At 58.6% G+C, this 25,935-nt stretch carries 29 protein-coding genes, 4 tRNA genes and 1 pseudogene; 19 read left to right on the top strand and 15 right to left on the bottom strand.

The features are described 5' to 3' along the window. Window positions 1-15 precede the first annotated feature (15 nt). Window positions 16-1,752 (bottom strand): GGDEF domain-containing protein, encoded by a 1,737-nt coding sequence (locus tag CFBP5499_RS09195; RefSeq protein ID WP_080824770.1) that lies wholly within the window; start codon window positions 1,750-1,752, stop codon window positions 16-18. A gap of 215 nt (window positions 1,753-1,967) precedes the next feature. On the opposite strand from CFBP5499_RS09195, the gene CFBP5499_RS09190 reads away from it, so the two are divergent. Next, a tRNA-Thr gene (locus CFBP5499_RS09190) sits at window positions 1,968-2,043 on the top strand. Between the two features lie 59 nt (window positions 2,044-2,102). Here the strand turns inward: CFBP5499_RS09190 and CFBP5499_RS09185 are convergent. Beyond that, window positions 2,103-2,456, bottom strand: a complete 354-nt coding sequence (locus tag CFBP5499_RS09185) for a nuclear transport factor 2 family protein (RefSeq protein ID WP_080824771.1) — start codon at window positions 2,454-2,456, stop codon at window positions 2,103-2,105. Window positions 2,457-2,841: 385 nt separating this feature from the next. Here CFBP5499_RS09185 and CFBP5499_RS09180 point away from each other — a divergent pair, with 385 nt between their 5' ends. Further along, complete coding sequence (locus CFBP5499_RS09180) at window positions 2,842-3,444, top strand: J domain-containing protein (protein ID WP_080824773.1); 603 nt, start codon at window positions 2,842-2,844, stop codon at window positions 3,442-3,444. A gap of 10 nt (window positions 3,445-3,454) precedes the next feature. Here CFBP5499_RS09180 and CFBP5499_RS09175 read toward each other — a convergent pair whose 3' ends face one another. Both CFBP5499_RS09175 and CFBP5499_RS09170 read right to left on the bottom strand, forming a co-directional pair. Continuing rightward, window positions 3,455-4,063 carry a DUF922 domain-containing Zn-dependent protease gene (locus CFBP5499_RS09175; protein WP_080824774.1) on the bottom strand — a complete coding sequence of 203 codons (609 nt, stop codon included), beginning with the start codon at window positions 4,061-4,063 and terminating at the stop codon, window positions 3,455-3,457. Window positions 4,064-4,238: 175 nt separating this feature from the next. Further along, complete coding sequence (locus CFBP5499_RS09170; protein WP_080824775.1) at window positions 4,239-4,694, bottom strand: PRC-barrel domain-containing protein; 456 nt, start codon at window positions 4,692-4,694, stop codon at window positions 4,239-4,241. A 163-nt stretch (window positions 4,695-4,857) separates the two neighbouring features. Between CFBP5499_RS09170 and CFBP5499_RS09165 the strand changes: the two genes are divergently transcribed. Further along, window positions 4,858-5,283 (top strand): DUF1801 domain-containing protein, encoded by a 426-nt coding sequence (locus tag CFBP5499_RS09165; RefSeq protein ID WP_080824776.1) that lies wholly within the window; start codon window positions 4,858-4,860, stop codon window positions 5,281-5,283. A gap of 134 nt (window positions 5,284-5,417) precedes the next feature. On the opposite strand, the pseudogene CFBP5499_RS09160 reads toward CFBP5499_RS09165, so the two are convergent. Continuing rightward, window positions 5,418-5,738: pseudogene (locus CFBP5499_RS09160) on the bottom strand (alpha/beta hydrolase-fold protein); the annotation flags it as partial. 158 nt (window positions 5,739-5,896) lie between these two features. Between CFBP5499_RS09160 and CFBP5499_RS09155 the strand changes: the two are divergent. Next, a complete protein-coding gene (locus tag CFBP5499_RS09155; RefSeq protein ID WP_233284141.1) occupies window positions 5,897-6,493 on the top strand; it encodes a hypothetical protein in 597 nt (198 codons plus the stop codon). Window positions 6,494-6,612: 119 nt separating this feature from the next. On the opposite strand, the gene uvrB is transcribed toward CFBP5499_RS09155, so the two are convergent. Then, window positions 6,613-9,579, bottom strand: coding sequence for an excinuclease ABC subunit UvrB (uvrB, locus tag CFBP5499_RS09150; protein WP_080824777.1), 2,967 nt, complete (start codon window positions 9,577-9,579; stop codon window positions 6,613-6,615). 276 nt (window positions 9,580-9,855) lie between these two features. Here uvrB and CFBP5499_RS09145 point away from each other — a divergent pair, with 276 nt between their 5' ends. Then, the gene (locus CFBP5499_RS09145; RefSeq protein WP_080824779.1) at window positions 9,856-10,278 is read left to right on the top strand and encodes a GNAT family N-acetyltransferase; all 423 of its coding nucleotides are present in this window, start codon (window positions 9,856-9,858) and stop codon (window positions 10,276-10,278) included. 33 nt (window positions 10,279-10,311) lie between these two features. Here CFBP5499_RS09145 and CFBP5499_RS09140 read toward each other — a convergent pair whose 3' ends face one another. Then, complete coding sequence (locus CFBP5499_RS09140) at window positions 10,312-10,695, bottom strand: winged helix-turn-helix transcriptional regulator (RefSeq protein ID WP_080824780.1); 384 nt, start codon at window positions 10,693-10,695, stop codon at window positions 10,312-10,314. A gap of 157 nt (window positions 10,696-10,852) precedes the next feature. Here CFBP5499_RS09140 and CFBP5499_RS09135 point away from each other — a divergent pair, with 157 nt between their 5' ends. Both CFBP5499_RS09135 and CFBP5499_RS09130 read left to right on the top strand, forming a co-directional pair. Continuing rightward, window positions 10,853-11,464 (top strand): NAD(P)-dependent oxidoreductase, encoded by a 612-nt coding sequence (locus tag CFBP5499_RS09135; RefSeq protein WP_080824781.1) that lies wholly within the window; start codon window positions 10,853-10,855, stop codon window positions 11,462-11,464. A gap of 10 nt (window positions 11,465-11,474) precedes the next feature. Further along, window positions 11,475-11,951: a nuclear transport factor 2 family protein gene (locus tag CFBP5499_RS09130; RefSeq protein ID WP_080824782.1), complete on the top strand. Its 477-nt coding sequence runs from the start codon at window positions 11,475-11,477 to the stop codon at window positions 11,949-11,951. 70 nt (window positions 11,952-12,021) lie between these two features. Here the strand turns inward: CFBP5499_RS09130 and CFBP5499_RS09125 are convergent, their stop codons facing one another. The 5 genes from CFBP5499_RS09125 to rlmB form a co-directional block, all read right to left on the bottom strand. Continuing rightward, window positions 12,022-13,386, bottom strand: coding sequence for a PepSY-associated TM helix domain-containing protein (locus CFBP5499_RS09125; protein WP_080824783.1), 1,365 nt, complete (start codon window positions 13,384-13,386; stop codon window positions 12,022-12,024). A 45-nt stretch (window positions 13,387-13,431) separates the two neighbouring features. After that, complete coding sequence (locus tag CFBP5499_RS30000; RefSeq protein ID WP_175416666.1) at window positions 13,432-13,836, bottom strand: DUF2946 family protein; 405 nt, start codon at window positions 13,834-13,836, stop codon at window positions 13,432-13,434. Between the two features lie 69 nt (window positions 13,837-13,905). Beyond that, window positions 13,906-14,499: a hypothetical protein gene (locus tag CFBP5499_RS09115; protein ID WP_080827273.1), complete on the bottom strand. Its 594-nt coding sequence runs from the start codon at window positions 14,497-14,499 to the stop codon at window positions 13,906-13,908. A 5-nt stretch (window positions 14,500-14,504) separates the two neighbouring features. Beyond that, complete coding sequence (locus tag CFBP5499_RS09110; RefSeq protein WP_080824784.1) at window positions 14,505-14,897, bottom strand: acyl-CoA thioesterase; 393 nt, start codon at window positions 14,895-14,897, stop codon at window positions 14,505-14,507. Between the two features lie 76 nt (window positions 14,898-14,973). Further along, window positions 14,974-15,861 (bottom strand): 23S rRNA (guanosine(2251)-2'-O)-methyltransferase RlmB, encoded by an 888-nt coding sequence (rlmB, locus tag CFBP5499_RS09105; RefSeq protein WP_080824785.1) that lies wholly within the window; start codon window positions 15,859-15,861, stop codon window positions 14,974-14,976. Between the two features lie 209 nt (window positions 15,862-16,070). Here rlmB and CFBP5499_RS09100 point away from each other — a divergent pair. Together CFBP5499_RS09100 and CFBP5499_RS09095 are read left to right on the top strand one after the other, a co-directional pair. Beyond that, window positions 16,071-16,155: transfer RNA gene (locus CFBP5499_RS09100), tRNA-Tyr, on the top strand. A gap of 25 nt (window positions 16,156-16,180) precedes the next feature. Further along, window positions 16,181-16,254, top strand: a tRNA-Gly gene (locus CFBP5499_RS09095). Between the two features lie 61 nt (window positions 16,255-16,315). On the opposite strand, the gene CFBP5499_RS09090 is transcribed toward CFBP5499_RS09095, so the two are convergent. Together CFBP5499_RS09090 and CFBP5499_RS09085 are read right to left on the bottom strand one after the other, a co-directional pair. Continuing rightward, a complete protein-coding gene (locus tag CFBP5499_RS09090) occupies window positions 16,316-16,510 on the bottom strand; it encodes a hypothetical protein (RefSeq protein WP_080824786.1) in 195 nt (64 codons plus the stop codon). Between the two features lie 116 nt (window positions 16,511-16,626). Next, window positions 16,627-16,953, bottom strand: a complete 327-nt coding sequence (locus CFBP5499_RS09085) for a BA14K family protein (RefSeq protein WP_080824787.1) — start codon at window positions 16,951-16,953, stop codon at window positions 16,627-16,629. Between the two features lie 321 nt (window positions 16,954-17,274). Here CFBP5499_RS09085 and CFBP5499_RS09080 point away from each other — a divergent pair, with 321 nt between their 5' ends. Both CFBP5499_RS09080 and CFBP5499_RS09070 read left to right on the top strand, forming a co-directional pair. Then, a complete protein-coding gene (locus CFBP5499_RS09080) occupies window positions 17,275-17,724 on the top strand; it encodes a hypothetical protein (RefSeq protein WP_080824788.1) in 450 nt (149 codons plus the stop codon). Between the two features lie 619 nt (window positions 17,725-18,343). Continuing rightward, complete coding sequence (locus tag CFBP5499_RS09070; RefSeq protein WP_080827274.1) at window positions 18,344-18,709, top strand: MliC family protein; 366 nt, start codon at window positions 18,344-18,346, stop codon at window positions 18,707-18,709. 468 nt (window positions 18,710-19,177) lie between these two features. On the opposite strand, the gene CFBP5499_RS09055 is transcribed toward CFBP5499_RS09070, so the two are convergent. Continuing rightward, window positions 19,178-19,810: a TerC family protein gene (locus CFBP5499_RS09055; RefSeq protein ID WP_080824789.1), complete on the bottom strand. Its 633-nt coding sequence runs from the start codon at window positions 19,808-19,810 to the stop codon at window positions 19,178-19,180. Window positions 19,811-20,210: 400 nt separating this feature from the next. Here CFBP5499_RS09055 and tuf point away from each other — a divergent pair, with 400 nt between their 5' ends. From tuf to rplJ, 8 genes are all read left to right on the top strand, one after another. Next, entirely contained in the window at window positions 20,211-21,386 is a 1,176-nt protein-coding gene (gene tuf, locus CFBP5499_RS09050; RefSeq protein WP_080824790.1) for an elongation factor Tu, read from the top strand. 304 nt (window positions 21,387-21,690) lie between these two features. Continuing rightward, window positions 21,691-22,548 carry a glycosyltransferase family 2 protein gene (locus CFBP5499_RS09045; RefSeq protein WP_233284140.1) on the top strand — a complete coding sequence of 286 codons (858 nt, stop codon included), beginning with the start codon at window positions 21,691-21,693 and terminating at the stop codon, window positions 22,546-22,548. A gap of 219 nt (window positions 22,549-22,767) precedes the next feature. Continuing rightward, window positions 22,768-22,843: transfer RNA gene (locus CFBP5499_RS09040), tRNA-Trp, on the top strand. Between the two features lie 182 nt (window positions 22,844-23,025). Continuing rightward, window positions 23,026-23,226 (top strand): preprotein translocase subunit SecE, encoded by a 201-nt coding sequence (gene secE, locus CFBP5499_RS09035; RefSeq protein ID WP_003507689.1) that lies wholly within the window; start codon window positions 23,026-23,028, stop codon window positions 23,224-23,226. 21 nt (window positions 23,227-23,247) lie between these two features. Further along, the gene (gene nusG, locus CFBP5499_RS09030) at window positions 23,248-23,778 is read left to right on the top strand and encodes a transcription termination/antitermination protein NusG (RefSeq protein ID WP_006316434.1); all 531 of its coding nucleotides are present in this window, start codon (window positions 23,248-23,250) and stop codon (window positions 23,776-23,778) included. A 143-nt stretch (window positions 23,779-23,921) separates the two neighbouring features. Continuing rightward, a complete protein-coding gene (rplK, locus tag CFBP5499_RS09025; RefSeq protein WP_027677153.1) occupies window positions 23,922-24,353 on the top strand; it encodes a 50S ribosomal protein L11 in 432 nt (143 codons plus the stop codon). A gap of 2 nt (window positions 24,354-24,355) precedes the next feature. Beyond that, the gene (gene rplA, locus CFBP5499_RS09020) at window positions 24,356-25,051 is read left to right on the top strand and encodes a 50S ribosomal protein L1 (RefSeq protein ID WP_080824792.1); all 696 of its coding nucleotides are present in this window, start codon (window positions 24,356-24,358) and stop codon (window positions 25,049-25,051) included. Window positions 25,052-25,405: 354 nt separating this feature from the next. Beyond that, window positions 25,406-25,924, top strand: a complete 519-nt coding sequence (gene rplJ, locus CFBP5499_RS09015) for a 50S ribosomal protein L10 (protein WP_080824793.1) — start codon at window positions 25,406-25,408, stop codon at window positions 25,922-25,924. Window positions 25,925-25,935 lie beyond the last annotated feature (11 nt).

The raw sequence follows: 25,935 nt of genomic DNA, 5'->3' as shown, positions 1-25,935 counted from the left end.
TACTAACGTTGTCGCCTAGCCGTTTGCGACCTTCGGGAAATAGGTTGCCCACACCCGGTTGCGGCCCGCGCGCTTGGCCTCGTAAAGCCGGTCGTCGGCAATGGCGATCAACTCGTCCCAGCTGTTGATTGCGCGTGCCTCCTGCCAGACGACGCCGAAACTTGCCGTCAGCGACAAGCCGGCCTGTTCATCGAAGGTCTGGACTTCTATCAGGCGACGAAGGCGGTCGGCGGTGGCGGTCGCCGTGGCGTGGCTGACATCCTGCAGCACGACGACGAATTCCTCGCCGCCGTAGCGGGCCAGAATATCGGTCTTGCGCAAGGCGCCCTTTAAAAGGCTCGCCGTCTTTTGCAGCGCAAGGTCGCCCATGGCGTGGCCGAAGCGGTCGTTGATCGACTTGAAGTGATCGATATCGACGATCATGACGCCGAGTGACTGGCATTGCTCATCGCTCAGAATGGCGCGAACGGACTTCTCCAGCGCGCGGCGATTGAAGACGCCGGTCAGTGCATCGGTTTCGGACAGCGTGCGGAGCTGCTCGGCCAATGCGCGCTGCTGGTCCTCCATTTGCCCCTTCTGCCGAAGCTGTTCACGCAGGAAATCCAGTTCCCTAAACATCTTCGTCACCTCCGGGGCAACACCGTCCTGGCGCTTAGCCTCGGAAAGATCGCCTGCCGCTATCGCGGAGATCTGTGCCAGGACGGACTGCATGGGCCGGAACAGCGCCGTTTTGTAAACCGATGTGAGGCGCAGCAGGACCAGAACGGCGATCAAGGCAAGGAAGAGCGACGCCAAGCCATAGATAAGCGCCTGTTGCTTGTTCTTTTCGATTCTCGCGCGGGTTTCGGCGAGGATAAGGTCACGCAGCTGATCTGATGAGCGCATGCCCTGAATGTAGTTTTCGGAAAAATCGCGAATGCTTGGAAGCGCTGAGGGTACGACGATGGCAATCGTATTCTGCGCGTAGCGAAGCGACTGGCCGAAATAATAGGTATCGAAATCGCGAAACGCGGCGTCCAGGCGCGGTGTCGACAGATAGGCGGCGGTGTAGTTCCACAGCGAGGATTTCACCAGCATCAGGCTCTGCATCTCCGTGTCGAACTTCGCGCGATAGCTCAATCTGTCCTGTCTGTTTGCCTGCAGGCTCATGACCACGTAGGAGCCGAGGCGGCCGATCCTGTCGCGCATGACGCCGGCGGTGCCGGTCATCGCAATATCGATCGCGACATCGGGGGTTTTCGTGATGATGGCGCGGGCCGCCTTGCCGCGGAGCAGGTTGACGCTATCGGCCGCCGTGAACATCGATTGAATGGCGTTGGCCATGGCGCTGTAGCTGCGCGCTTCCGGGGAAAGGGCGGCAACTGTGTCTACTGCCTCTCGCGCTTGCGCGAGTTTCTGGCGGGTTTCGGCAAGTGACTTCGCCAAGCCGGGCTGAGTTTTGATTTCTTCGGCGAAGGAGGCCTCGACTTGAGACAATTTGTCGTCTGTCGCCTTGCGCGCGGCGGCCAGGCGCTCGACCAGCCTTGCATCGGCAGAAGTGGCTGCCATCAGGTTATTTGCCGGGCCGCGTTCGGCAGAGACCAGCCATGCGGACTGGAGCGCGGTTTCAAAGCGGTTAAGCTGCTGCGCGTTCGTCCGATATCGAAGATAGTTGGAGACGCTGGGCAGCGCAGCAAGTGTAGCCAGCAGGATGGCGCTTACGGCAATAACGATTGTGCCTGTCAGCTGGATTTTCTGTATGCTCGCGCGCATCGGATGCGTTATTCTCGCTGGAATGGTTATGGTTTGCAGCCATTTTAGCTTCGCCGCGTAAATACTTCGCTTATTTTATGGGCCTTTTGCTTTAATAGCGATCAGGCAGATATGTCGGCGCGAGGATGATGTGGAAAAAAAGCCGGCTTGATGGGCCGCAGGCAGTTTTTGCTTTACACCAAGTCAGAATCTGATAGTTGGCAAGGCACTGGCTTGCCCTTGTAGCTCAGTTGGTAGAGCACCTGATTTGTAATCAGGGGGTCACGAGTTCGAACCTTGTCGGGGGCACCAGTATTTTCAAAGGCTTAGCCTTTTTTATTTCCCCGTTTTTGCCGCTGTTTTGATGATGCCTATGGCTTTATGTGATAAAGCTTGTGCACGATCGACCAGTTGCCGTCGCGTTCCAGCAGGGACAGGTATTCGTAAAAATCCATGCCGTCGAAACGGGTCGTCAGCTTCACTGAAGCGCTGTCGCCCTCCTTGTCGATGCCCATGATTTCGAAAGCGGGATCGTGGTCGGGCAGCCCGCGTTCGCTCTTGCGCATCTGGTCGACGAAATCCTCCAGCGACAGCCATTCGATTTCACCTTCGAAGGTGCCGACGATGCTGGCGCGTGGATCGAATACATCACGCATCAGGCCCTCATCCGCATAGGCCATGGCATGGACATAGTCCGTGACGGTCTGGGTAATGGTTTGCGGCATCGGATCGTCCTCCCTTCAGATCCAAAAGCCGAGCTTACACCCGTTGGCGGCATTCCACCATAAGGCCCTGAAAATGCGCCTGATATGCTTCTTGGCAGGGTGTTCTCCGGCGGGGTGCGGCAAGCGTGGTGCCGGATGCGTGGTATATTTTGCCATCGCTTTCCACAATTTTGTCCGGCCCGTCATTATAGTCGCCTTCTGTCCGACAAATTTGGGCATCAAGGGCTTTTCCGTCCGCTGCGCCGCGAGGCTTTATGTGGGCTTTGCCGGTTTAAAAGCCGGGGCGGGGTGCCGCACGGGGCGGAATTGGCCTATGATCCGCCGGCGGGCCTCAGGAGCGTGGCATCAGGCATGCGGGTAACAGTTTGCGTTTGAAGGTGTTTTTGTGATCGATCCCTATGTTTTGCTTGGCGTGGAGCGCGATGCCGACGAGGCGGCGATCAAGACGGCCTATCGCAAGGTGGCCAAGGCCGCGCATCCCGACAGCGGCGGCGATGCCGAGCAATTCGCACGGCTGCAGACGGCTTATGAACTTCTGAAGGATCCGGTGCGCCGCAAGGTGTTCGACGATACCGGCTACGACCCGCAGCTTGCCGACGCCAAGGACCTCAAGGGCCTGCTGATGCTGGAAACGCTGGTCAATGAATTCATTCTGGACGAGCGCGAACCCGGCAGTTTCGATCCCGTGGCGGCCATGCGCCGCAAGCTGACCGACGATATTCTGAAAAGCCGCTTCCATATTCTCGAGCTGGAGCGGCACCGCACGCGGGTGCGCAAACACATGGATCGTCTGGGCCGCAAGCCGGAGACGGATGTGCTGAGTTCCATGCTGCGCGCCCGCAGCCAGTCCATCGCCGAAGCCATCCGCAACGCCGAGACCCAGATCGAGGCGATCGAGCAGGCCTATACGATGCTGGAGGGTTATTCCTACGAGCTGGAGAGCGTGATGCTCACGGAGCCTCTCCTGAAAGGCGAAGCGGCGGAATAAGCCCGATCGCTCAAGGGCCGTTGGCCAGTGCGAGGATGAGCTGGTGCACCCGCCCGCCCGGTGAAAGCTCGTCGCGGTCGAAATCGCGGCCGCGCTGGCGTTGCTCAGTGGAAAGCTCGCCGAGACGCTGTTGCAGAACGGCGCGCACCTTCTGGCATTTGGGATCGCTCTCCGCCCTCAGCCCGGTGCTGAAGGCTTCGATCTTCTTCACCATGTCGAGGATATGCTCGCCATGGACGCGCTCATGGGTTTCCACGCCGGAAATGAAGGTCCTCCAGCTGGCAGCAACAGCGGGCGGCAGATTGGCAGGCGCTTTTGGCCAGGTGTAGATGATGGTGAGATTGGGCCTTGCGGTGGCCAGCACGCAGGCGCCATCCGGCTGCGGACGATAATCCCGTCGCCATGTCAGCTTGAAGGTGGTGTGTGCAATCGCCTGCACACCGGCCGTCGGGCCGCGTTCGCCGATGGACTGATAAAGCGCGCCGCCAGTATTGCCGCTGATGGCATAGGTTTTGATCTGCTCGGCGGGTTTCCAGCCGGCGGACTGTGCTGACAGCGGAAGGGCGCTCAGCAACAGGGCAGAACTGACGGAAAGGGAAAAGAGACTATGGGCGGGCACGCATCGATCCTTGGTGATTTGCGCACCGAAGATAGGCGAGGGCCGGGCTCATAGGCAAGTGTCTGTCAGGCAAGGGTCTGTGGGGCGAGGATTGACGGCTGCTGCATCAAATCCTCCATACGAAAACCCCCGCGCCTCGGCGCGGGGGGAGACAAGTGAACAACTGCAGGGGTAATCAGTCGTCCAGCTTGTCGTAGTCGAGCTTGGGGGCGTTCTGGAGCGCGTCCTTGGTGGTGTCGACATAGGCCTTCCAGGTGCCGTTGTCGTTGTGGACTGCGACGGATGCCGGGTCGAGCACCACATAGCTCTTGTCGATGCCGAGGAAGCCGCCGACGCTGGCGACAAGGCCGATCACCGACTTGCCATCGCCAATCACCACATCCTCGATCTCGCCGATGTTTTCGTTCTGGGCGTTATAGATGTCCATGCCGTCAAGCTGGGAGGCGGTGAGATCGGTCTTCTGGACATTGACGAACTTCAGCGGGCCGCTGGCCTTGGTGCCCATGGTGATACCGGGGCCGGAGAGAGTAGCATCCGCGCCGGCAGCAGGGGCCGTGGTCGCCGTCTGGGCAAAGGCCACGGAAGAAGAGAGCACTGCTGCGGCAGCGAGAGCGATGACATTGATTTTCATGATGTTTCTTCCCTTTGTATGCTGAACGTTGCGTTCGGGGAGGAAACGGTGACAGGCGAATTTTGTTCCGCATGGGAGGACAGGAAAATTTGGTCTATGTTGAAAGCCGGAACAACGGCGCGGCAGGCCGGGAGTGGCGGCGCGGCGAAATCGGGAGGGCATCATGGCAAAAAAGGTTACGGAAAAAGATGCGGAGGAAACCGCAGCGTCTGACATCATCGACCGTAAAGTCGCGGAGCTGGGCGATTGGCGCGGCGATATGCTCGCACGCATCCGCGCGGTGATCCTGAAGGCCGATCCGGAGGTGATTGAGGAGGTGAAGTGGCGCGGCGTGCCGGTCTGGTCGCATGCCGGCATCCTCTGCACTGGCGAAACCTACAAGAGTGCCGTGAAGATGACATTTGCGAAGGGCGCCTCGCTTGAAGACCCGGCCGGCCTGTTCAATTCGAGCCTGGAAGGCAATACGCGACGGGCGATCGATTTTCACGAGGGGGATGTGGTGGATGAGGAGGCGCTGGCGGCGCTGATCCGGGCTGCGGTGGCGTTGAATGTGGCGGGGAAGAGCGGAAAGAAGCGGACCGGAAAATGATCGGTGTGCCTGTTTGAGAAGGAGGGCCGCGCCTCAATTCCCGGCGACATCTGCTGCCTTGTCCCATTCCCTATCGATGAACTTCAGCGCGTCGATGATCGAAACCTTCCACACCGACCAGACGTGATCGCCATCGCGGAATCCACATACCAGCTGTTCTTGACGCCGGGCATGACGACGACCAGCGGCCGGATGGCGCCCGCTGCGATGAGCGTATCGAGCGTCTTTTCGATATTGCCGAGATCGCGCCAGCTGTTCTGGTCGCCATCATGGCCATGCAGGAGATAGAGCACCGGCCAGCCGTTTTCGGGCGGTGCACCATCCGGGCGGTAGATATTGACGGGAAGCGGCGCGTTCAAGGCCGCGCTGTCGAAGGTGGCATCTTCGATTTGCCCGGCGAGTGCAGAACCGGAGGACATGAGCAGGCAGAAGGCCATAAGGCGTTTTCGATACATATGGGGGTCTCCTGTCATCACGACGCGTTCCGGAACCCATAATGTTGCGGCAATGTCGTTCGCGCAAGTTTATGCGCGGCGTGGCGGCTTCAACGTCGCAAAACGTCTGTTCGACAACGCCATTTCATATCGCGCTTCTATTTTCAGGTTTTAATATCATGACATTGCCACTATCGCGTTTTGCCCGCCTGCCTGTTTTGCTCCTCTTCCTCACCGGTTGCATGACCGTCCCGATTTCCAGCGTTCCCAAGCTGATACGGCAGGATTTTCTGACGATGAACTTCGAGCATGTGCGGGTCGGGTTGCAATTGCCAGCCAATCTTTCCCTGATCTCCGGGGATGCCGTGATGATCACCCGTAGCAGGGCGGATGGCGCGGTGGGCGAAACCGTTGACACCTATGCGCTGGTGGCGGATACGGATGCGGCCGCCCTTGTGAAGTTCCGGCCGGAAAAACGGGAGGGCATGTCGACGAGCGTGTGGCGGGTCAAACCCGAAGACGTTGGACGGCTGGCGGAGCTGCAGGAGCGGGTGCGCCTTTCCCGCGCTCAGGGGCCGCGTATCAGGGGCAGTACGGAGATCAAGATCGTGAAAGCCTGCTTCAAGGGTGCGTTTCCCGCCGGCCCGATCTATTCCTCGATCTATATGAAACCTGCGGAAAACGAAGGCTATATTCCCACATCTATTGATGCGGACCTGGTCAAGTTATTCGGGCCGACCGAGGTCAGGTCGCTGATCACGCCATGTGAAAGCTGACGGGCGCTGCCAGCGTGTCAGGGGCCTTTTGACCCGTTTCCGGTTTCGCGCCGACAGCCCTGATATGAACGGCGGGTGCCTTAACCCGCCGACCTGTCAGACCGGCTGCACGGTATGCGTCACCGCCCCGGCCGGCCCGTCTTGCCCTTCGTCCGGCTTTTGCGCTTCTGCTCGCCGGCATCCTCATAGGAGCCCGCACCGATCTTGCCGCGGACCAGCGGTCTTGGATCGTCTGTGGCCCGTTCCGGCTGTCCCTCCATAAGCGGTGAGAACCGTTTGCCGGATTCGGTTTCGGGTTTGTCGGGCACCGCGCTGCGCACGGGCTTTTCGGTTCTTCCCACCGTCATTTCGTCCAGCGTGTTCCTACGGAACAGCGGCTTTCCGGCGTCCGAGCCGGGCCCCATTTCGTCCAGAGAGGGTTTGGCGAAGAGGGAGTTCCCGCTTTCGTTCGCGGCGTTACCCCCCTCTGTCCTGCCGGACATCTCCCCCTCAAGGGGGGAGATCGACTCGTTGCGGCGTTTGGTGCTTTTTCCACCGCCTTCAATAGCGCGCGCCTCTTCCTTGGCCATGGGGTCGTCCATGGTGGCGAGTTCTGCGGCCTTGAGGCGTTTGATCTCGTCGCGCAGGCGGGCGGCTTTTTCGAAGTCGAGGTCGGCGGCGGCGTCGCGCATGGATTTTTCCAGCGCGTTCAGATGGGCCTGAAGATTGTTGCCGACCAGATGGCCGCCATCGGCGAAGCCCTTGCCGGAAACGCCTGAAATATCAGCCCTTACGTGGTCGCGTTCATAAACGGAATCAAGAATATCGGAGATCTTCGCCTTGACCGATTCCGGCGTGATGCCGTGTTCGGCGTTATAGGCCATCTGCTTTTCGCGGCGGCGGGAGGTTTCCTCCATCGCCCGTTTCATCGAGCCGGTGATGTTGTCGGCATACAGGATGACCTTGCCATCGACGTTACGGGCGGCGCGGCCGATGGTCTGGATCAGCGAGGTTTCCGAACGCAGGAAACCTTCCTTGTCGGCATCGAGGATGGCCACGAAACCGCATTCGGGAATATCGAGGCCCTCACGCAGAAGGTTGATACCGACAAGCACGTCGAAAGCGCCAAGGCGCAGGTCGCGGATGATCTCGATGCGTTCCAGCGTGTCGATGTCAGAGTGCATGTAGCGCACACGAACGCCCTGTTCGTGCAGATATTCGGTCAGGTCCTCTGCCATGCGTTTGGTCAGCACGGTGCAGAGCGTGCGATAACCCTTGGCGGCGGTTTCGCGGATTTCGCCGAGAACGTCGTCCACCTGGCTGCGGGCGGAACGCACCTCAACCGGCGGATCGATGAGGCCGGTGGGGCGAATGACCTGTTCGGCGAAGACGCCGCCGGACTGTTCCATTTCCCACGAGCCGGGGGTGGCCGAGACCGCGACCGTCAGCGGCCGCATCGCGTCCCATTCCTCGAAGCGCAGAGGGCGGTTATCCATGCAGGAGGGCAGGCGGAAACCGTATTCGGCCAGCGTCGCCTTGCGGCGGAAGTCGCCGCGATACATGCCGCCGATCTGGCTCACCGAAACGTGGCTTTCGTCGATGAACAGCAGGGCGTTATCGGGGATATATTCGAACAGCGTCGGCGGTGGTTCACCGGGATTGCGGCCGGTAAGATACCGCGAATAGTTCTCGATGCCGGCGCAGGAGCCGGTCGCTTCCAGCATCTCGATATCGTAGCGGGTGCGCTGCTCCAGCCGCTGGGCTTCCAGAAGGCGCCCGGCCTTCTCCAGCTCGGCGAGGCGGACCTTGAGCTCTTCCTTGATCGACTTGATCGCACCGTTCAGCGTCGGGCGCGGCGTGACATAGTGCGAATTGGCGTAAATCTTGACGGATTGCAGGTCGCCGGTTTTCTGGCCTGTCAGCGGGTCGAATTCGGTGATGGAATCGATCTCGTCGCCGAACATCGAGATACGCCAGGCGGCATCCTCAAGGTGGGCGGGGAAGATTTCGATGGTATCGCCGCGCACGCGGAAGGAGCCGCGCTGGAAATCCATGTCGCGGCGCTTGTATTGCTGGGCCACGAGATCGGCCAGAAGCTGGCGCTGGTCCAGCCGGTCGCCCACCTGCATCTGGAAGGTCATGGCGGTGTAGGTTTCCACCGAGCCGATACCGTAGATGCAGGAGACCGAGGCGACGATGATGCAATCATCGCGCTCAAGCAGCGAACGGGTGGCGGAGTGGCGCATCCGGTCGATCTGTTCGTTGATCGAGGATTCCTTCTCGATGAAGGTGTCGGAGCGCGGCACATAGGCTTCCGGCTGATAATAATCGTAATAGGAGACGAAATATTCCACCGCATTGTCGGGGAAGAAGTTCTTGAACTCCGAATAGAGCTGAGCCGCCAGCGTCTTGTTGGGGGCGAGGATGACAGCGGGGCGTTGCGTGGCCTCTATCACCTTGGCCATGGTGAAGGTCTTGCCGGAGCCGGTAACACCGAGCAGCACCTGGCTGCGCTCGCCGGAATTGATGCCTTCCACGAGGTCGGCAATGGCGGTTGGCTGGTCACCGGCGGGCTGATAATCTGAAGCCATGCGGATCGCCACGCCGCCTTCAGATTTCGGCGGACGGGCCGGCCGGTGCGGCGTCCACATCTTGCCGTCCTTGAACAGCGGATTGCCGCTCTCGATCAGCTTGGACAAGGCATCTACGGTTGCGGTGACGGCCCCGGGCGCGAGGTTGGCGGCTTCCTCCAGCGACACATCCAGACCGGCGACCGGATTGAGACCTGCTGCGGCGCGGGTTTTCGGATCACTCGACCCGCCGATGGAAACGCCGCGCGCCGTCTTGGACGCGGTGGTGTTTCTGGCCGTTTTGTTGGCGGCTTTCTCGGCCTCCTTGCGGGCCTCGATCTCGATCTTCTTGCGGTGCTTGCCGGCTTTCGAAGCGATTTCGCGCTGGGTTTCCACCGAACCCGCCTCCGCTTCCGCCTCAAGCTGTTTCACCCAGTCGGCAACACTGCCGCTCAGCGGCGCGCCTTCGAATGACGATTGCGGAGCTTCCTCGAAGCCCTGATGCGAGGAGGTGGAGTTTTTCGGTGATCTGGCCATGGGCGAAATATGGAGGGAGTCACGCGCAAAGGGAAGGGGAGGCGGTGAAAAAATGAGTACAAAAAGGCAACGAAGCCTGCGGAACAAAATTCAGCCGGATGCGTTGGATGCGACCGGAACAGGCATCGGCGAGCACCAGTGGCTCGTGGTTTTCTTTATTTTCCAATATCAAAGACGTAAGACGTGATGGTTTCCCCCAGCTTGAACCAGTCGCAACAGATCTGAAATGATGTATCGATGAAAATACGGCCTGCAAAAGTTGACGATGCTAATGAGATGGTGGCGGTTCAGAATGAGATATTCTCGGCTGGCCTGCGTAAAACGCCGACGGACATGCCCACCGTGCTGGAAAATTATATCCAGCACACAGACCGTATCGAATGCTCGGTTGCCGAGGATGAGGATGGGCGTATCCTGGGGTTCCAGTCCCTGCGGTATGCGCGGGCTGACAATCCCTATGGCGTGGCGGAAGGCTGGGGCATCATCGGCACCCATGTCAGCCCGCGGGCAGCACGAAGAGGTGTCGGCTCCGCTCTTTTCGCGGCGACCCGGATGGCGGCGGAAGTCCGCGGCCTGAAAAATATCGATGCCAGCATCGGTGCTGACAACCTGCTCGGCCAGCACTATTATGATGCAATGGGCTTTACGACCTACCGTCAGCCGGAAGGGCTGGTCTGCAAGGTCTACCGGCTGGAGTAAACGCCACTTTTGGAGACGCCGCGGGCCCGGCACTCAGCCGCGATTGTCGTTTTCCGAATATTGCAGGCGCGCCTTGCAGATGCTGACATGGTTCTCATCGGCCCATTGCACCAGCAATTGCATCGGCACCAGAAACGAGCGGCCGAGATTGGTCAGCTCATATTCCACGCGCGGCGGCACCTCGGCATACAGCGTGCGGCGAATGAAGCCGTCCTCTTCCAGCCGCTTCAGCGTGCGCGAGAGCATCTGCTTGGAAATATCATCGATCCTGCGATTCAGTTCGTTGAAGCGCAGAACCCCGCCCTGAAGGGTTTCCAGAACCAGCAGGCTCCACTGATCGCCGATGCGGTCCAGCACGTCGCGGATGGGGCAGGGCTGCTCGAAGGCGAAGATTTCCTTGGTCTGTATATCCGGCATTTTCCGTATCCCTTGCCCGCTTTCAGAGCCTTAAAGGTCATCGCCATGTGACCAGATCACCGGCGGCTGACTTCTTGCGGCCAGTCCTGCGATACCATAGCTTCACTTCACGGTCTATTATTTAGACCAATGACGATATCAACAGAGGAAACAAGCCATGGCTAAAATCGCACTCATCGGTGCTTCCGGCAATGCCGGGTCCCGAATCCTGAAGGAACTCTCCGATCGTGGACATCAGGTCACGGCGATCGCCCGCAATCCCGAAAAGATCGCCGCACTGCCAAATGTGGTGGCAAAGAAGGGCGATGTCTTCGATCAGGCGGCGCTTTCGGACCTGTTGAAGGGTCACGATGCCGTGATCAGCTCGGTGCATTTTACCGCCAGCGATCCCGCAACGCTGATCGAGGCGGTGCGCGCCTCCGGCGTTCCGCGTTATCTCGTGGTCGGTGGCGCCGGCAGCCTTGAAATTGCGCCGGGCCAGCGTGTGGTTGACCTGCCGGATTTCCCCGCCGCCTATAAGGTCGAGGCAACGAAGGGTGCTGAGTTCCTGGACAAGCTGAAACAGGAAAAGCAGCTCGACTGGACCTTCCTGTCGCCGTCAGCCGAATTCGTGCCGGGCGAAAGAACCGGAAAATTCCGGATCGGCAAGGACAGCCTTCTGAGTAACGATCAGGGCAGCCGTATTTCTTTCGAGGACTACGCCATCGCGCTTGCCGATGAAATCGAGAAGCCGCAACATTCCCGCCAGCGTTTCACCGTCGGTTATTGAGAGGTATTCCATGAATTTCGTTACACGCCGTCTCGCCATCGCCATGCTTGCGCTCGCACCCGCGCTGATGGCCGCTCCGGTTCTGGCCGAAACCGCCAAACGCGATCTGGCGCAGGAAGAAGCCAACCGCAAGCTGGTGATCGAGTTCTACGACACCGTTTTCAACAAGCATGAGGTTGAGAAGGGCGCAGCCGTCATCGTTGATAGCTACAAGCAGCACAATCCCATGGTGCCTGATGGCAAGAAGCCGTTCGTGGATTACTTCACCGGCTTCTTCAAGGAAAACCCGCAGGCGAAATCCCGGATCGTGCGCAGCGCCACGGATGGCGATCTGGTCTATCTGCATATCCATTCCACGGATAAAGAGGGTGCTCGCGGAGCCGCCATCGTCGATATTTTCCGGGTGACCGACGGCAAGATCACCGAACATTGGGACGTCATCCAGCCGGTGCCGGAAAAGGCTGCAAACAACAATACGATGTTCTGAGGCGGGCCTCTGCCAAAACGTCCGGAATTCAGAAGGACACGGCCGGGGATATTCTCCCGGCCGTATTTTTTCAGGCTGCGCGTCGCTTCTGGCGGAACTGCACGATCTGATCCAGAACAAGCATGATCAGCAGGCTTGCGCCAACCAGCGGGAACAGGATGCCACCGATGGCGAGCAGGGCCAGCAGGCCGCGCAAGACGCGTTTATCCTGCGGCAATGGTGGCACGCCGAGAGAACCTCTGGGGCGTCGTTTCCACCACATGATGCCGGCGGACACGGCAAGCAGGACGGTGCCGAAACACGCTGCCAGCAGTACGATCTGGTTGGCGAGGCCGAATTGCTGGCCCATATGCACGTTGATCCCCCATTCCAGCGCTTTTCCAAGCGGACCGTAATCGGCATAGCCCATGTCGATCAGCGGTTGGCCGCTATATTGATCGAGATGGACGACACGCTGCTTTGAGAGGTCGTAGGGATAGACGGAGCCGCTATAGACGCCCGTCGGTTTGGTCGGCAGCGCGATGGCATAACCGGCGGCAAGGCCGAGTTCGTCGAAACGTGCGATGGCCGCATTTATTCCGATTGGTTGCCCGGTGGCGGATGCGGTGGATTCCGGGACCTTCGCCTGCTCCAGCGACCAGCTGGTCTTGGTGACATGGTCGAGATGCTCGCCGGACATCGGAACATCGGTGCGCAGGCCGGCCGGATATCCGAAATTGCTGCCATTCGCCCATTCATTGACCTTCGCGCCCCAGACGCCCGACCAGGGCATGCCGGTGACCGCAAGGAAAACGATGAAAAAGCCCACGAAAATGCCGGTGACGGCATGGGTATCGCGCCAGAACACGCGCTTTTTCGGCGTGCCGCGCACGGTGATGACGCCGCCTGTCTGCTTGCGCGGCCACCAGAGATAGATGCCGGTGGCGACGAGAAGGATCGACCAGCCGGCGGCGATCTCGATCAGATAGCGGGCATAGGTGCCGAAATATTTCAGGCTGTGGAGATAGCGGATCGTCCACATGACGGTGCCGCGATCCGGCAGGGAACCGGTTACCTTAGCCGTGTAGGGATTGACGTAAACCGCCCGCTTGCCGTCGCCCGTATTGACGGTGATTTCCGTGGAAGCACCCGGATCGGCTGGTGTCGTATATTTGACGGCGGTACCGGGCACAGCCGCCAGCGCCGCAGCGATGATTTCGGAAGGAAGCGCTTTCGGTGCGTTCTGCACCACCTCTACGCGTTTCAGATCGGAATGGATGAGATTGTCGAATTCGTCCCGGAAGAGATAAAGCGCGCCGGTGACGGCAAGCGATATCATGAAGGGCAGGACGAGGAGACCGGCGTAAAAATGCCAGCGCCACACGGCGCGGTAAAGATTGATGGACGAGGACTGCGCAGGCGCGCGCTCGCCCTCGAAAGAGGTCGTGACGGACATGAATGTCTCCGCAAAAGGTTTGATTTCCGGCAAGCCGGGGAGGTCTCAAGCGTGCGGAGAGGCGGGTGGTGCGCGTGGACGCGATTCCAGATTGGGTGGCGACGGTGGTAACGCGGCATTGAAGTTTACAAAGGCGACTTCGCCGCTCGCAATGATCCGGTCCGCACGTTCGACGGGTGTGACCGGAAGAGTAGCGATCGTGGCCGATGCCAGTCGGCAGAGCGTGCCGCAGCAGTCGCTTGCGATCTTGCCCGCCGGATCCTGCTTGGCCGCGCCGCCTTCAGGCATGTGGGTGGAGCAGATGACCTCATCCGCCGCCAGCGCGGCCATTGCCATTTTGCCGCTGGTCAGGCCATTGGCGAGACCCTGCAACAGGAAAAGCAGAATCGTCAGCGTGGCGATGGCGCCCGCCGAACTCCTGTCCTGCATGATCTTGCGAATGAATCCCATGCAATCGCAATGTCATATTCGCGGCGAAATGTCACCGCGACACAATGACGGTGCACGGTGGGGCGCTCTTCAGGCCAGCAGGTCGTAGGTCCGGAAAATCCAGGCGATCTGGTAGACCAGCGCGAAGATGACGAGAAACCGGTGAAAGCGGCGATTGTCGATGAAGATGGCAAGCGTGAAGAGAACGACGTAAATGGCGGTGCGGATGAGATATTCCGGCCCCAAAGAGGCGAAATAGACGTGCCCTTTCAAGAGGGTGTCGCCGATATCGGTAAAAAAGAGAGCACTCAGGAAAGCAAAGAACCAGCTTTTTCGGGAGAAGAAATAGTCATCGTAGCCCTTATATTCTTTCATCTCCGTGGGAAACAGCAGCACGCAGAGGAAATAGAACAATGAGCAGAACAGGATAAGGAAAAGGAAGGCGCCGAAGCCGAGAATGTGATTGCTGGCGGCAAGGCGGTGCTCCCACCACCAGAAATGCACCAGCATGAGAAACAGGAACGCCACCCAGCCAAGATGTATCGGGTAGATGCGTTCCTTTTTGGGGTGCTGCACGAAACCGGCAAGGCCGGTCAGCAGGCGCGCAAGACTGAGGCCGACCACCATGCCCATGACCGCGCGGATATGCGAATAGGCTTCTGCGGCGTTGACGGCGGCCTCCATCTCGCTCACTCCGTCGGAGGAATGGGCGTCGGCTGCCCGTTCTCGTCCATCGCCACCATGATGAAGGTGCCGGCGGTGACCTTTTCCAGCTTGTCGAAACGCGACCGCTGCGCCCAGGCCTCGACCGTCAATGTAATCGAGGTGCGGCCGACGCGGGCGATATCGGTATAGATGGACAGCGTGTCGCCGATCTTCACCGGCAGTTCGAAGGCCATTTCCTTGACTGCCGCCGTGACGACGCGACAGCGGGAACGTTCTGCGGCGCGGATGCCGCTCGCCAAGTCCATCTGCGACATGACCCAGCCGCCGAAAATATCACCGGCCGGATTGGCATCGGCCGGCATGGCAAGCGTCCGCAGCGTCAGTTCGCCGGTCGGTTTGATGGGCAGGTCGGTCATGTCGAGATTTGCTCCTTGCGAATGTTAAAGGCGCAGCATGCGTTGCGCTTTGCGATTTCGCAAGGAAGGGCAAGCGTCAGGAGGACGCTTTGCCCAGAAATTGCTGCGTTGCATAAAGGGCGATGGCCGCTGCATTCGACACGTTGAGCGATTTGATCTCGCCCGGCATGTCGAGACGGGCAAGCGCCGAGACGGTTTCGCGGGTCTTCTGCCGCAAGCCCTTGCCTTCGGCTCCCAGTACCAGCGCGATCTTTGCGCCGCTGAAGGTCTGCTCGATGGGGGCAGGGCCTTCCGAATCCAGACCGACCGAGAAGAAGCCGAGTTTGTGCAACTCGCCCAATGTGTCGGCCAGGTTGGTGATCTGGATATAGGGAATGAGCTCCAGCGCGCCGGAAGCGGATTTCGCCAGCACGCCCGACTCGGTCGGGCTATGGCGGATGGTGGTGATGACGGCGCCGGCGTTGAAGGCGACCGCCGAGCGCATGATGGCGCCGACATTATGCGGGTCAGTGACCTGATCGAGCACGAGGATCAGCGGGCTTTTCTTCAGTGCGTCGAGCTTCTTGACCGGCAGCGGTCTGGTTTCCAGCATCACGCCCTGATGGATCGCCTCGGGGCCGAGAACCTTGTCGATATCCTGCGGCGAGACGATCTCGACCGGGAAGGGCTGCGCATCCGCTTCGCCGATATCCAGACGCGCAAAGGCATTCAGGGTAACCGACAGCTTGATGAGTTGCCGCTCGGGATTGGCAAGCGCCGCACGCACGGTATGCAGGCCGTAAAGATGCACCTGATCCGGTGCAAGCTGCGGCGGCTTCCAGTCGTCCGCACCCCTGTTCCTGCGCTTCGGCTGCTGCGGGGTCGGAATTTCGCCCCGCTCGCGTTTGGCGTCGCGCACGGCACGGCGCAGGGTGGCGTAATGGGTGTCGCGGGTGGATTTGTCTTTGGGATCGTCTTTGCTCATGGCGCCTTATATCTCCGCGAAGGGGCGGATACCAGCCCCCGCGATAATCCACAGGGCTGTAAAGGTGTTTGAATTTTTTCCCGAAAATTCGTGAAACGGCGTGTTGACAGAAACGAACGAGGCCGTCATATACGCGCCACAGATGACGCAACGGCGCTTCGCCGCAGCGAAATCTGTAGAGCTTGGTCGCTCGATCCTAGCAGAAAGCTGGAGGGATGCCCGAGTGGTTAAAGGGGACGGACTGTAAATCCGTTGGCTACGCCTACGTTGGTTCAAATCCAACTCCCTCCACCATTCTGCACGGATCGAAATCACCACCGCGGGTATAGCTCAATGGTAGAGCAGCAGCCTTCCAAGCTGAATACGCGGGTTCGATTCCCGCTACCCGCTCCAGCAATTCCCCCAACACGATCGATAACGTTTGCTTGTCATTCTTTGGCTTTGTGGCATCTTTTCAGCTTGCCTCCAAGGCCGGGCAGATACGCTGTTTCTCTGCGTCGAGCTCACTGAGCCTTCCCATATGTGCCGTGATTTCCTCGAAGATCGCGGGGCGATCCGCCATTGACTGGCGCTCCATGTGGCGCAGGGCGGTAATCACGTCGATCAGATCAATTCGCTCTCGTTCGAGTTTTTCCAGATTCCACAGCATCGTCGCGCTTTCCCCATTGGTGTGCGTTCAATGGCCCGCGGGGAAAAAGGTTCAAATCGGTAGAATTTAAGGTAAATTTTATCTTGCCGGCTTCGGACCGTCGCATCGGGGCTGGTTTAGTGGGGAGAGCGACATTGCTCTCGCGTGCCGGCCGCTGCCGTATAGCTGTTGTCGGTGGGATGGTAGGTGGCGTAACGCGCGGCACACCATTTGACGTGGTTGATTTCCCCTTGTGAAAGGGCGTAGCCGTTGGCTGAGGCTTCTTCGCCTTTACCCGCGGCAAAGGCCGAGGCGGGGTAGCCGCGCCCGTCTGTATTCTGTGTCTGTTCCTGCTGCTGGTAGGCGGGCTGTATAAGGCTCAGCGCTTGGGCGGGCACGACAGAAGCGGCAGATATCGCGACGCCAAGAGCGAGCGCGGAGATGGTCTTCGGCATCCTCAACATCGGTAAATCCTCGTTATTCGTTCGAGATGCTAACGAAAACTTAGGATATTCGTTCCGGAAAAGAGGTGACGGCACACGAATACGTGATTCTTCGGACACGGCGCGGGCGACAGTTGACCGACAAGACCGGGATGCCAGGCCCCCACGCATGGCCGTTCGTGAGTGGCGGCGCGATGCCGTCTTCACCACAAACATGTTGAGGCTTGGCGAGCGCGTTTTTTCCGCCGTCAATTTGACTTTCCGTCCTTACCGCACTGCTCGTTGACAAGTTGAAAATCCGGTCGGATAGTCGGCCGGCAATCATGCAACCGGGAGTCTTCTATGTTTAACAGGGCTGTCATTTTCTCATCATTTGCGCTGCTGGCATCGGCGGCGTTTGTCTCCCCTGCGGCCGCACTCACCATGAAGGAGTGCAGCGTGAAATATCAGGCCGCGAAAACTGACGGGTCTGCCAAGGATATCAAGTGGAACGACTATCGCGCTAAGTTCTGTGGCAGCGACGCCGCCGCTGAAGACGCCGCCGATGACAAGCAGGTCGCGGCCACTACCGAAAAAGAACCCGAAAAAGCGACGACGAAGGCCCCGAAGGGCGTCGCTTTTCCGAGTGCTGTCGATAAGAAATATTCAAGCGAGACGCCCGGAAAGGCCCGCCTGAAAACCTGTGTCGACTCCTATCACAAGAACAAAAATGACGGCACGCTCGGCGATCTGAAATGGATCCAGAAGGGTGGCGGCTATTGGAGTCTCTGCAACACAGCTCTCAAGAGCTGAGGCGGCAGGAGCGGCGGCCAATGGTCGTTGCTCCGGCATCGCTGCGTTTCCGAAGTGGCCTTGGCTAAGGTCCGCGCAGATTCGGCTGCGATTATTCTCGCATGAGCCTTTGCCGGCGTGGCTGGCGTATGAAATATTCTTGCCCATCCGTGATCAGGAGGTGATCGCGGATGAGCTGGCTCCCATGGGTCGGAAACCACGGCAAGGGCAACCCCGTTTTCGGGCGGGTAAAATCTGCGAATGGCTTGGGATTCAGTCTCTTGTTAGAAAGAGTTGATCCTGCGGCTCGATCCGCATCCAGCAATTTAAACGACTGCGGTCCGATGGCCGCTGGCCGGCAATGTGGGCGGATGACCAGACGATTTCGAAACTATCTCACCGTGCTGGCCATATCGCTGCTGATGTGGACGGTGATACTCGGCGTCGTCTATTGGCTGTTTCGATAGTTGTGCTGCAGCTTGCGGGCTGCTTTGAAACGGCTGCGATGCGGATGCCGTAACGAAGCCTGGCAATGCCCACGCGGCGTATTCTCAGAAATTTGACCTGCAACGGGCGGCCGCCTCATTTCGGCTTTTCTGCCATGGCCTCTATGGTTCGACGCAATCAGGAAAGGACCATCATGAAAAAATCCATTGCCGCACCATGCCTTGCAGCCTTTGCTTTGATTGCCACCGGCGCTCTGGCGGAAGACCTGGTGATTCCGCTTCCGAAAGACACGGCGGTCGAAAAGGTGGAGACCACCTACCAATGCGCTGCCGACCAGGTGGAGGCCGTCTATTTTAATGCTGGCGATGTCAGCCTCGTACGGCTGGGGCTGAAGGATGGCATCACCGTTGCCGCAAATGTCATTTCCGGGTCGGGCGCCAAATATCAGGGCGGCATCTATGTCTGGTGGTCGAAGGGTGACGAAGCCGATCTCTATGATCTTATGGCCGATCCCGACATGAAGAAGCCGGTTCACTGCGTGGACGTCAAGAAGTCCTGATCGCCGGAGATATCCCCTTGAAGGAGCGGCGGCAGGGCGGTTTCTGAAAACCTTGCCATGCCGCCGGTCAGCGTGGGGGTGCGGCGCGTTCAGCCAAGAACGAGCGACGCGAGAAGCGCCAGCAGGATGAGAGAGCTGGCGACTACGCCCAGCTTCATCCGCCGAAGGCGGCGGGTACGACCGCCGCTCCAGTCATAAGCCATTGGCAGCTTTACCTTTCTTTTTATTATTATGACTTATTGCCTAGCTCCCTAGGCTTGCCCGTGGCTGACCTCAATTGCCAGAATCCATCGGCGAAAAATCACGATTTCCCTGTTTGATCATGATGTTGCAGCAGGCGCGGTGATTGATTCTCGCCCTTTGTGAGTGCGGTTGCGGGAGATGTGAATCCGATGGGTGCACGTCATGAAAAAGGCCCGGAAACTGGCGTTTCCGGGCCTCGTCTTGGAAGTGTTACTGCTGGCGGTCTCAGCCGAGATAGGTCTTGATATAGGGCAAAACCTCGAGCGTGCCGTGATACAGCATGTTGAGCGCCACATAGATGATGACCATCAGGCCGAGATAGGAAATCCAGCGATAACGGTGCAGCAGCTTGGCGACGAAGTTGGCGGCGAGACCCATCAGCGCGATCGAAACGACGAGGCCGATGATCAGCACCGTCACATGTTCCTGTGCCGCGCCGGCGACGGCAAGCACATTGTCCAGCGACATGGAGACGTCGGCGATGACGATCTGGGTCGCAGCCTGGAAGAAGGTCTTGTGACCCTTGGTCAGATCGGCCTCGTCGTCCGTCACCTCGTCTTCGATGGAGCCTGCGGCCTCGCGCAGTTCCGTCCACATCTTCCAGCACACCCAGGCAAGCAGCAGGCCGCCGAATAATTGCAGGCCGACGATGGCGAGGAGCTGCACGGTGACTGCGGCAAAACCGATGCGCAGAACCGTGGCGGCAATGATACCGACCAGAATGGCCTTGCGGCGAAGATGGGCGGGAAGACCCGCGGCGGCAAGGCCGATGACGATGGCATTGTCGCCTGCCAGAACGAGATCGATCGCAATGACCTGTAAGAATGCCGTGAAACCGGCGGCTGTGAAGATTTCCATGGAATGGTCCTGAAACGGATAAAAGGACACGAGGGAAAGCGAAGGATCGATATAGGGCTCGGCCGGCGTGCCCTGCCTCGTTCCAATCGCCCGTCTCCCCCCGGCGATGGAATGTCCTTAAGCCATCATGCCGGTGCCGGTAAAGAAGTTGTGATGCAAATATCTTAATTAGTGATCGGCAATGGAGGATGGGGGCTCGTTGGGCTTGCCCGGCTTCACCCTCGCACGGGGTTTAAATGCCGCAAAAGATACACCATATACGCGGCTCAGGGCACGCTTGGAGCGCGCGCGAAGGCGCTTTCACAATTAAGTCTTGCGCATTCGCTTACAAACCCTTAAACGGCGACACCAAACCGGTTCGCCCGGGGAAACTACTTCACGTTCACAGGAAGCAATTCACATGGCAAAGAGCAAGTTTGAGCGCAATAAGCCGCACGTCAACATTGGCACGATCGGTCACGTCGACCATGGCAAGACGTCGCTGACGGCAGCGATCACGAAGTTCTTCGGCGAATTCAAGGCGTATGACCAGATCGACGCCGCGCCTGAAGAAAAGGCCCGTGGTATCACGATCTCGACGGCACACGTCGAATACGAGACGCCTGCCCGTCACTACGCACACGTCGACTGCCCCGGCCACGCCGACTATGTGAAGAACATGATCACCGGTGCTGCCCAGATGGACGGCGCGATCCTGGTTTGCTCGGCTGCCGACGGCCCGATGCCGCAGACCCGCGAGCACATCCTGCTTGCCCGTCAGGTTGGCGTTCCGGCAATCGTCGTGTTCCTCAACAAGGTCGACCAGGTTGACGACGCCGAGCTTCTTGAGCTCGTCGAATTGGAAGTTCGCGAACTTCTGTCGTCCTACGACTTCCCGGGCGACGACATTCCGATCGTCAAGGGTTCGGCACTTGCTGCTCTTGAAGACAGCGACAAGAAGATCGGTGAAGACGCGATCCGCGAGCTGATGGCTGCGGTTGACGCCTACATCCCGACGCCTGAGCGTCCGATCGACCAGCCGTTCCTGATGCCGATCGAAGACGTGTTCTCGATCTCTGGCCGTGGTACGGTTGTGACGGGTCGCGTTGAGCGCGGTATCGTCAAGGTTGGTGAAGAAGTCGAGATCGTCGGCATTCGTCCGACCTCGAAGACGACGGTTACCGGCGTTGAAATGTTCCGCAAGCTGCTCGACCAGGGCCAGGCTGGCGACAACATCGGTGCTCTCGTTCGCGGCGTTACCCGTGACGGCGTTGAGCGTGGTCAGATCCTGTGCAAGCCGGGTTCGGTCAAGCCGCACAAGAAGTTCATGGCAGAAGCCTACATCCTGACGAAGGAAGAAGGCGGCCGTCATACGCCGTTCTTCACGAACTACCGTCCGCAGTTCTACTTCCGTACGACTGACGTTACCGGTATCGTTTCGCTTCCTGAAGGCACGGAAATGGTTATGCCTGGCGACAACGTCACGGTTGAAGTCGAGCTGATCGTTCCGATCGCGATGGAAGAAAAGCTGCGCTTCGCTATCCGCGAAGGCGGCCGTACCGTCGGCGCCGGCATTGTTGCTTCGATCGTTGAATAACGATTGCTAACGATGCCGTAAGCCTGCCGACGGCAAGTCGAGATGTGCAAATGGCGCGCAAGCGCGATTTGCACGCGGCGCCGGCATCGTTGCTTCGATCGTCGAGTAATATTCACGTCGGGAAACCGGTGTGAAAATTAAATAAAAACGGCGGTGCCACTGGCGCCGCCGTTTCTGTTTGTATTGCTGTTTGATGCGGCTTTTATACTTGATAATGACAGAGAAAATTTTTACGTTTTGACAAAATTTGCTGAATTGTAGAGATTCAATGGAATTTGCAGTGCAGCAATATTTGGAGAGTTGATTGCCGTTTCAATTGCGGCATGCGTCGCTGGGGGGGCGTATTTTTCCAATGTCTGATCTAACCGTCGTTTTGACGAGCTGCCGTCGTCCAGATCTTCTGGTCGCCACGCTTGATGCGTTTTTCGCGACCAATGATTATCCGCTCCATGAATTCATCGTCATCGAGGATTCGGACGACGCCTCGGTTCTGGATGTTCCCGCGCGTTACCCTGGCCAGCCCATCAGGGTTATTCTGAACGGCGTCAATCTCGGCCAGCACCGCTCCATCGATAAAGCCTATTCGCAGGTCCAGACGCCTTACATCCTTCACCTTGAAGACGACTGGACTTTTCCTGTCAAAGGAATCGTTGCGCGAGGAATTGAGGTGCTGAAACAGGATTCTCAAGTCGGGCTGGTGCAGTTACGAGCTGACGAGGATTTGCCTGCAGCAATCAAGAAAGTGTCGCCGGCCTTCGGTGATCCTGGGTATTGGAAAATACCACCTGCGGCGCATCGGGTTTGGCACAGCTTCACGTTCAATCCGACGCTGAAGAGGCTCGCGGATTATCGGCAGCTTCCGAATGGCTACGCCGGTTTCACAAGCGAAGCGGAAATCAGCCTTCATTACAAGGATCGAGGTGTGATAATGGCGTGGCTTTCGGATACCAAAGTCACCCATCTCGGTTACGGTCGAAGCAATTACGGCTCCAAGACACCGCGCAACCTTGCCGGATGGATGCAGGATGTCCAGCGATTCTTTTCAACCGCTACGCTGAAGAAATGGAGGCGTTCGGTCGTCCGCAGGGTCGCTCACGCGAAACGCAAGCGCAATGCCGGAGTTGGTTTTCCAATCGACCGTCACCGCTTCGACCTTGAATAGACGTCTGCCTGATCGCACTGCGTGTGCGTGTTTCGATCATTCCCTGCACGGCAATACTGGTCCGCATGGCTCACGTTGCAATTCGCTAAAGACGGTTAGAGCAGGGCGGGGATAAACTTGATGCAAGTGACAAAAAGCACTTGCCATTCTTTTCCCCGCGTCTTAAAGGAGCGCATACCGAATTGGCCAAGCGATTTTCGCGGCTGGTTCTGGTGTTCAAGGGGTATAGCTCAGTTGGTAGAGCGGCGGTCTCCAAAACCGCAGGTCGTAAGTTCGAGCCTTACTGCCCCTGCCACTTTCCATTCGCAAGCGCGGTTTTCGCTGCATGGCAGATGGGGCCGGATTTCCGGCGAATTTCGCCAAATGTCGATTTCCTCTTGTTAAAAGTGGAATCGGTGTTTATGTAGGTCAAAACAGACACGCGGTGCGTGGGGCTGATTAGTTCGGCTTTACGCGCCGTAATTGCGTGGGCAGTCAATGGCATCCAAAACCAATCCGTTTACGTTTCTGCAGCAGGTTCGCGCCGAAGCGTCAAAGATCACTTGGCCGTCGCGCCGCGAGACCATGATTTCGACGGCTATGGTGCTGGTGATGGTCATTTTTGCGGCTCTGTTCTTTTTTGCTGCTGACCAGCTCATCGGCTGGGTGCTCAGCCTCGTGCTGAACGTCGGCCGGTAACGGATTGAACGGAGAATAAAAATGGCAGCGCGCTGGTACATCGTTCACGCTTATTCAAATTTTGAAAAGAAGGTCGCCGAGTCGATCGAGGAAAAGGCCCGTCAGAAGGGTCTTTCTCATCTTTTCGAGAAAATCCTCGTGCCGACCGAAAAGGTTGTCGAGGTGCGTCGCGGCCGCAAGGTTGACAGCGAGCGCAAGTTCTTTCCAGGTTACGTGCTGGTGCGCGCCAACCTGACGGATGAGGCTTATCACCTCATCAAGAACACGCCGAAGGTGACCGGTTTCCTCGGTTCGGACAGCAAGCCTGTTCCGATTCCCGATTATGAAGCCGATCGTATCCTTGGTCAGGTTCAGGAAGGTGTCGAGCGTCCGAAGTCTTCGGTCTCGTTCGAGATCGGCGAGCAGGTTCGCGTCTCCGACGGTCCGTTCGCGTCGTTCAACGGCGTGGTGCAGGATGTCGATGAAGAGCGTTCGCGTCTGAAGGTGGAAGTTTCGATTTTCGGCCGCGCTACGCCGGTCGAGCTGGAATACAATCAGGTCGAGAAGGTCTGATTGGAGGGGTGAAGCCCCAACGCGTGGAAGGCTAACTGGCTCTTTAAGCCGGGGCAGGGCGCCGCACCACGCAACCGCAGCCGCCGGAGCGATCCGGCTAGAGAGAAGCCGGGTAACCGGTTTGAATTGAAAGGCAGAGAGATATGGCTAAGAAAGTTGCAGGCCAGCTCAAGTTGCAGGTAAAGGCTGGGTCGGCCAATCCGTCCCCGCCGATCGGTCCGGCACTTGGTCAGCGTGGCATTAACATCATGGAATTCTGCAAGGCGTTCAATGCCGCTACGCAGGAAATGGAAAAGGGTATGCCGATCCCGGTCGTCATCACCTATTACCAGGACAAGTCCTTCACCTTCGTCATGAAGCAGCCGCCGATGACCTATTGGCTGAAGAAGGAAGCGAAGATCACCTCCGGTTCCAAGACGCCTGGCAAGGGCGCCAAGGTCGGTTCCATCACCAAGGCTCAGGTCAAGACGATCGCTGAAGCCAAGATGAAGGATCTGAACGCAGCCGACATCGAAGGCGCAATGGCAATGGTTGAGGGCTCTGCCCGCGCCATGGGCCTGGAAGTGGTAGGTTGATCATGGCCAAGGTAGCAAAGCGCATTCAGAAGATCCGCGAAGGCGTGGATCCCAACAAGCTTTACGTTCTCACCGACGCCATTTCGATGGTCAAGGAACGTGCTGTCGCCAAGTTCGACGAAACCGTTGAAGTTTCGATGAACCTCGGCGTTGACCCGCGCCATGCGGACCAGATGGTTCGTGGCGTTGTCAACCTGCCGAACGGCACCGGTCGTGACGTTCGCGTTGCCGTTTTCGCCCGTGGCGTCAAGGCTGATGAAGCCACGGCTGCCGGCGCTGACGTTGTTGGTGCGGAAGAACTGGTTGAAATCGTTCAGGGCGGCAAGATCGACTTCGATCGTTGCATCGCGACCCCGGACATGATGCCGCTCGTCGGCCGTCTCGGCAAGGTACTCGGCCCGCGTGGCATGATGCCGAACCCGAAGGTCGGTACGGTGACCATGGATGTTGCCGGCGCCGTCAAGGCGTCCAAGGGCGGCGCTGTCGAATTCCGCGTCGAAAAGGCCGGTATCGTACACGCTGGCGTTGGCAAGGCTTCGTTCGACGCCAAGGCTCTTGAAGAAAACATCAAGGCTTTCGCCGATGCCGTCATCAAGGCAAAGCCGACAGGTGCCAAGGGCAACTACGTCAAGCGCGTCGCGATTTCCTCGACCATGGGTCCGGGCGTCAAGATCGACCCTTCGTCGGTCACCGCGTAATCAATTCTCGCGCTTCCCAAGGGGAGTGTGAATAAAAGAATTTCCGGCTCTCAGGGAGCCGGAGATTTCCGGGGAAACCCGGAACTCCTGTCCGAGATTGCGGGTGGCCTTGTCTTTCGGGATTTGGCCTTAATCATTCAACCTGCATGAGACGGGTGAGGCTGGATTTGAGGCATCACAGATGCCTGACTGTCCGGTTCGAACCTGGTGTGCCTGTGCCTGAAGCCGTTTGCGGCGACAGAGCGGGGGACAGGATCCTCGAGCGTCGCTCGGGATCTTTGCAAAAAGGTCCCTTGGGGCAAAGGCAAACCCGACGGGTTCACATAATGTGGTCCCGTCTACTGGAGACAGACAGTGGAAAGAGCGGAAAAACGCGAATTCGTCACGGAGCTGAACGAAGTCTTCAAGGCTTCCGGTTCGGTTGTCGTGGCCCACTATGCTGGTGTCACCGTTGCGCAGATGAACGACTTCCGTTCGAAGATGCGCGCTGCCGGAGGCACCGTCAAGGTCGCGAAGAACCGCCTGGCCAAGATCGCTCTTCAGGGCACGGAGTCGGAAGGGATCACTGATCTCTTCAAGGGCCAGACGCTGATTGCATACAGCGTCGACCCGATGACGGCTCCGAAAGTCGTCATGGATTTCGCCAAGACCAACGACAAGGTCGTTGTTCTCGGTGGCGCCATGGGCACAACCACGCTCAACGCCGAAGCAGTCAAGTCGCTTGCGACCCTGCCTTCGCTGGACGAGCTGCGCGCAAAGCTGCTGGGCCTTCTCAATGCCCCGGCAACTCGCGTCGCTACGGTTGTCGCAGCACCTGCAAGCCAGCTTGCACGGGTGTTCTCGGCTTACGCCAAGAAGGACGAAGCCGCTTAAGGCGGTTTTTC

Source organism: Agrobacterium tumefaciens, assembly GCF_005221325.1.
Lineage (GTDB): Bacteria > Pseudomonadota > Alphaproteobacteria > Rhizobiales > Rhizobiaceae > Agrobacterium.
The sequence above is the reverse complement of the archived record's forward strand: the minus strand, read 5'-3'. Positions and strand labels throughout refer to the sequence as shown.

Bases quoted from the DNA above. Each gene is read 5' to 3' on its own strand.
- CFBP5499_RS09185 (WP_080824771.1), bottom strand. From the start codon at position 2,456: ATGCCGCAAACCATTACCCAGACCGTCACGGACTATGTCCATGCCATG.
- CFBP5499_RS09140 (WP_080824780.1), bottom strand. From the start codon at position 10,695: ATGCCGGATATACAGACCAAGGAAATCTTCGCCTTCGAGCAGCCCTGC.
- CFBP5499_RS09055 (WP_080824789.1), bottom strand. From the start codon at position 19,810: ATGGAAATCTTCACAGCCGCCGGTTTCACGGCATTCTTACAGGTCATT.
- rlmB (WP_080824785.1), bottom strand. From the start codon at position 15,861: ATGAGCAAAGACGATCCCAAAGACAAATCCACCCGCGACACCCATTAC.
- CFBP5499_RS09145 (WP_080824779.1), top strand. From the start codon at position 9,856: ATGGTGGCGGTTCAGAATGAGATATTCTCGGCTGGCCTGCGTAAAACG.
- CFBP5499_RS09135 (WP_080824781.1), top strand. From the start codon at position 10,853: ATGGCTAAAATCGCACTCATCGGTGCTTCCGGCAATGCCGGGTCCCGA.
- CFBP5499_RS09110 (WP_080824784.1), bottom strand. From the start codon at position 14,897: ATGACCGACCTGCCCATCAAACCGACCGGCGAACTGACGCTGCGGACG.
- CFBP5499_RS09080 (WP_080824788.1), top strand. From the start codon at position 17,275: ATGTTTAACAGGGCTGTCATTTTCTCATCATTTGCGCTGCTGGCATCG.
- tuf (WP_080824790.1), top strand. From the start codon at position 20,211: ATGGCAAAGAGCAAGTTTGAGCGCAATAAGCCGCACGTCAACATTGGC.
- secE (WP_003507689.1), top strand. From the start codon at position 23,026: ATGGCATCCAAAACCAATCCGTTTACGTTTCTGCAGCAGGTTCGCGCC.
- CFBP5499_RS09085 (WP_080824787.1), bottom strand. From the start codon at position 16,953: ATGTTGAGGATGCCGAAGACCATCTCCGCGCTCGCTCTTGGCGTCGCG.
- CFBP5499_RS09125 (WP_080824783.1), bottom strand. From the start codon at position 13,386: ATGTCCGTCACGACCTCTTTCGAGGGCGAGCGCGCGCCTGCGCAGTCC.
- CFBP5499_RS30000 (WP_175416666.1), bottom strand. From the start codon at position 13,836: ATGGGATTCATTCGCAAGATCATGCAGGACAGGAGTTCGGCGGGCGCC.
- uvrB (WP_080824777.1), bottom strand. From the start codon at position 9,579: ATGGCCAGATCACCGAAAAACTCCACCTCCTCGCATCAGGGCTTCGAG.
- CFBP5499_RS09130 (WP_080824782.1), top strand. From the start codon at position 11,475: ATGAATTTCGTTACACGCCGTCTCGCCATCGCCATGCTTGCGCTCGCA.
- CFBP5499_RS09070 (WP_080827274.1), top strand. From the start codon at position 18,344: ATGAAAAAATCCATTGCCGCACCATGCCTTGCAGCCTTTGCTTTGATT.
- rplA (WP_080824792.1), top strand. From the start codon at position 24,356: ATGGCCAAGGTAGCAAAGCGCATTCAGAAGATCCGCGAAGGCGTGGAT.
- rplK (WP_027677153.1), top strand. From the start codon at position 23,922: ATGGCTAAGAAAGTTGCAGGCCAGCTCAAGTTGCAGGTAAAGGCTGGG.
- CFBP5499_RS09170 (WP_080824775.1), bottom strand. From the start codon at position 4,694: ATGAAAATCAATGTCATCGCTCTCGCTGCCGCAGCAGTGCTCTCTTCT.
- CFBP5499_RS09195 (WP_080824770.1), bottom strand. From the start codon at position 1,752: ATGCGCGCGAGCATACAGAAAATCCAGCTGACAGGCACAATCGTTATT.
- CFBP5499_RS09115 (WP_080827273.1), bottom strand. From the start codon at position 14,499: ATGGAGGCCGCCGTCAACGCCGCAGAAGCCTATTCGCATATCCGCGCG.
- CFBP5499_RS09155 (WP_233284141.1), top strand. From the start codon at position 5,897: ATGACATTGCCACTATCGCGTTTTGCCCGCCTGCCTGTTTTGCTCCTC.
- nusG (WP_006316434.1), top strand. From the start codon at position 23,248: ATGGCAGCGCGCTGGTACATCGTTCACGCTTATTCAAATTTTGAAAAG.
- CFBP5499_RS09165 (WP_080824776.1), top strand. From the start codon at position 4,858: ATGGCAAAAAAGGTTACGGAAAAAGATGCGGAGGAAACCGCAGCGTCT.
- CFBP5499_RS09090 (WP_080824786.1), bottom strand. From the start codon at position 16,510: ATGCTGTGGAATCTGGAAAAACTCGAACGAGAGCGAATTGATCTGATC.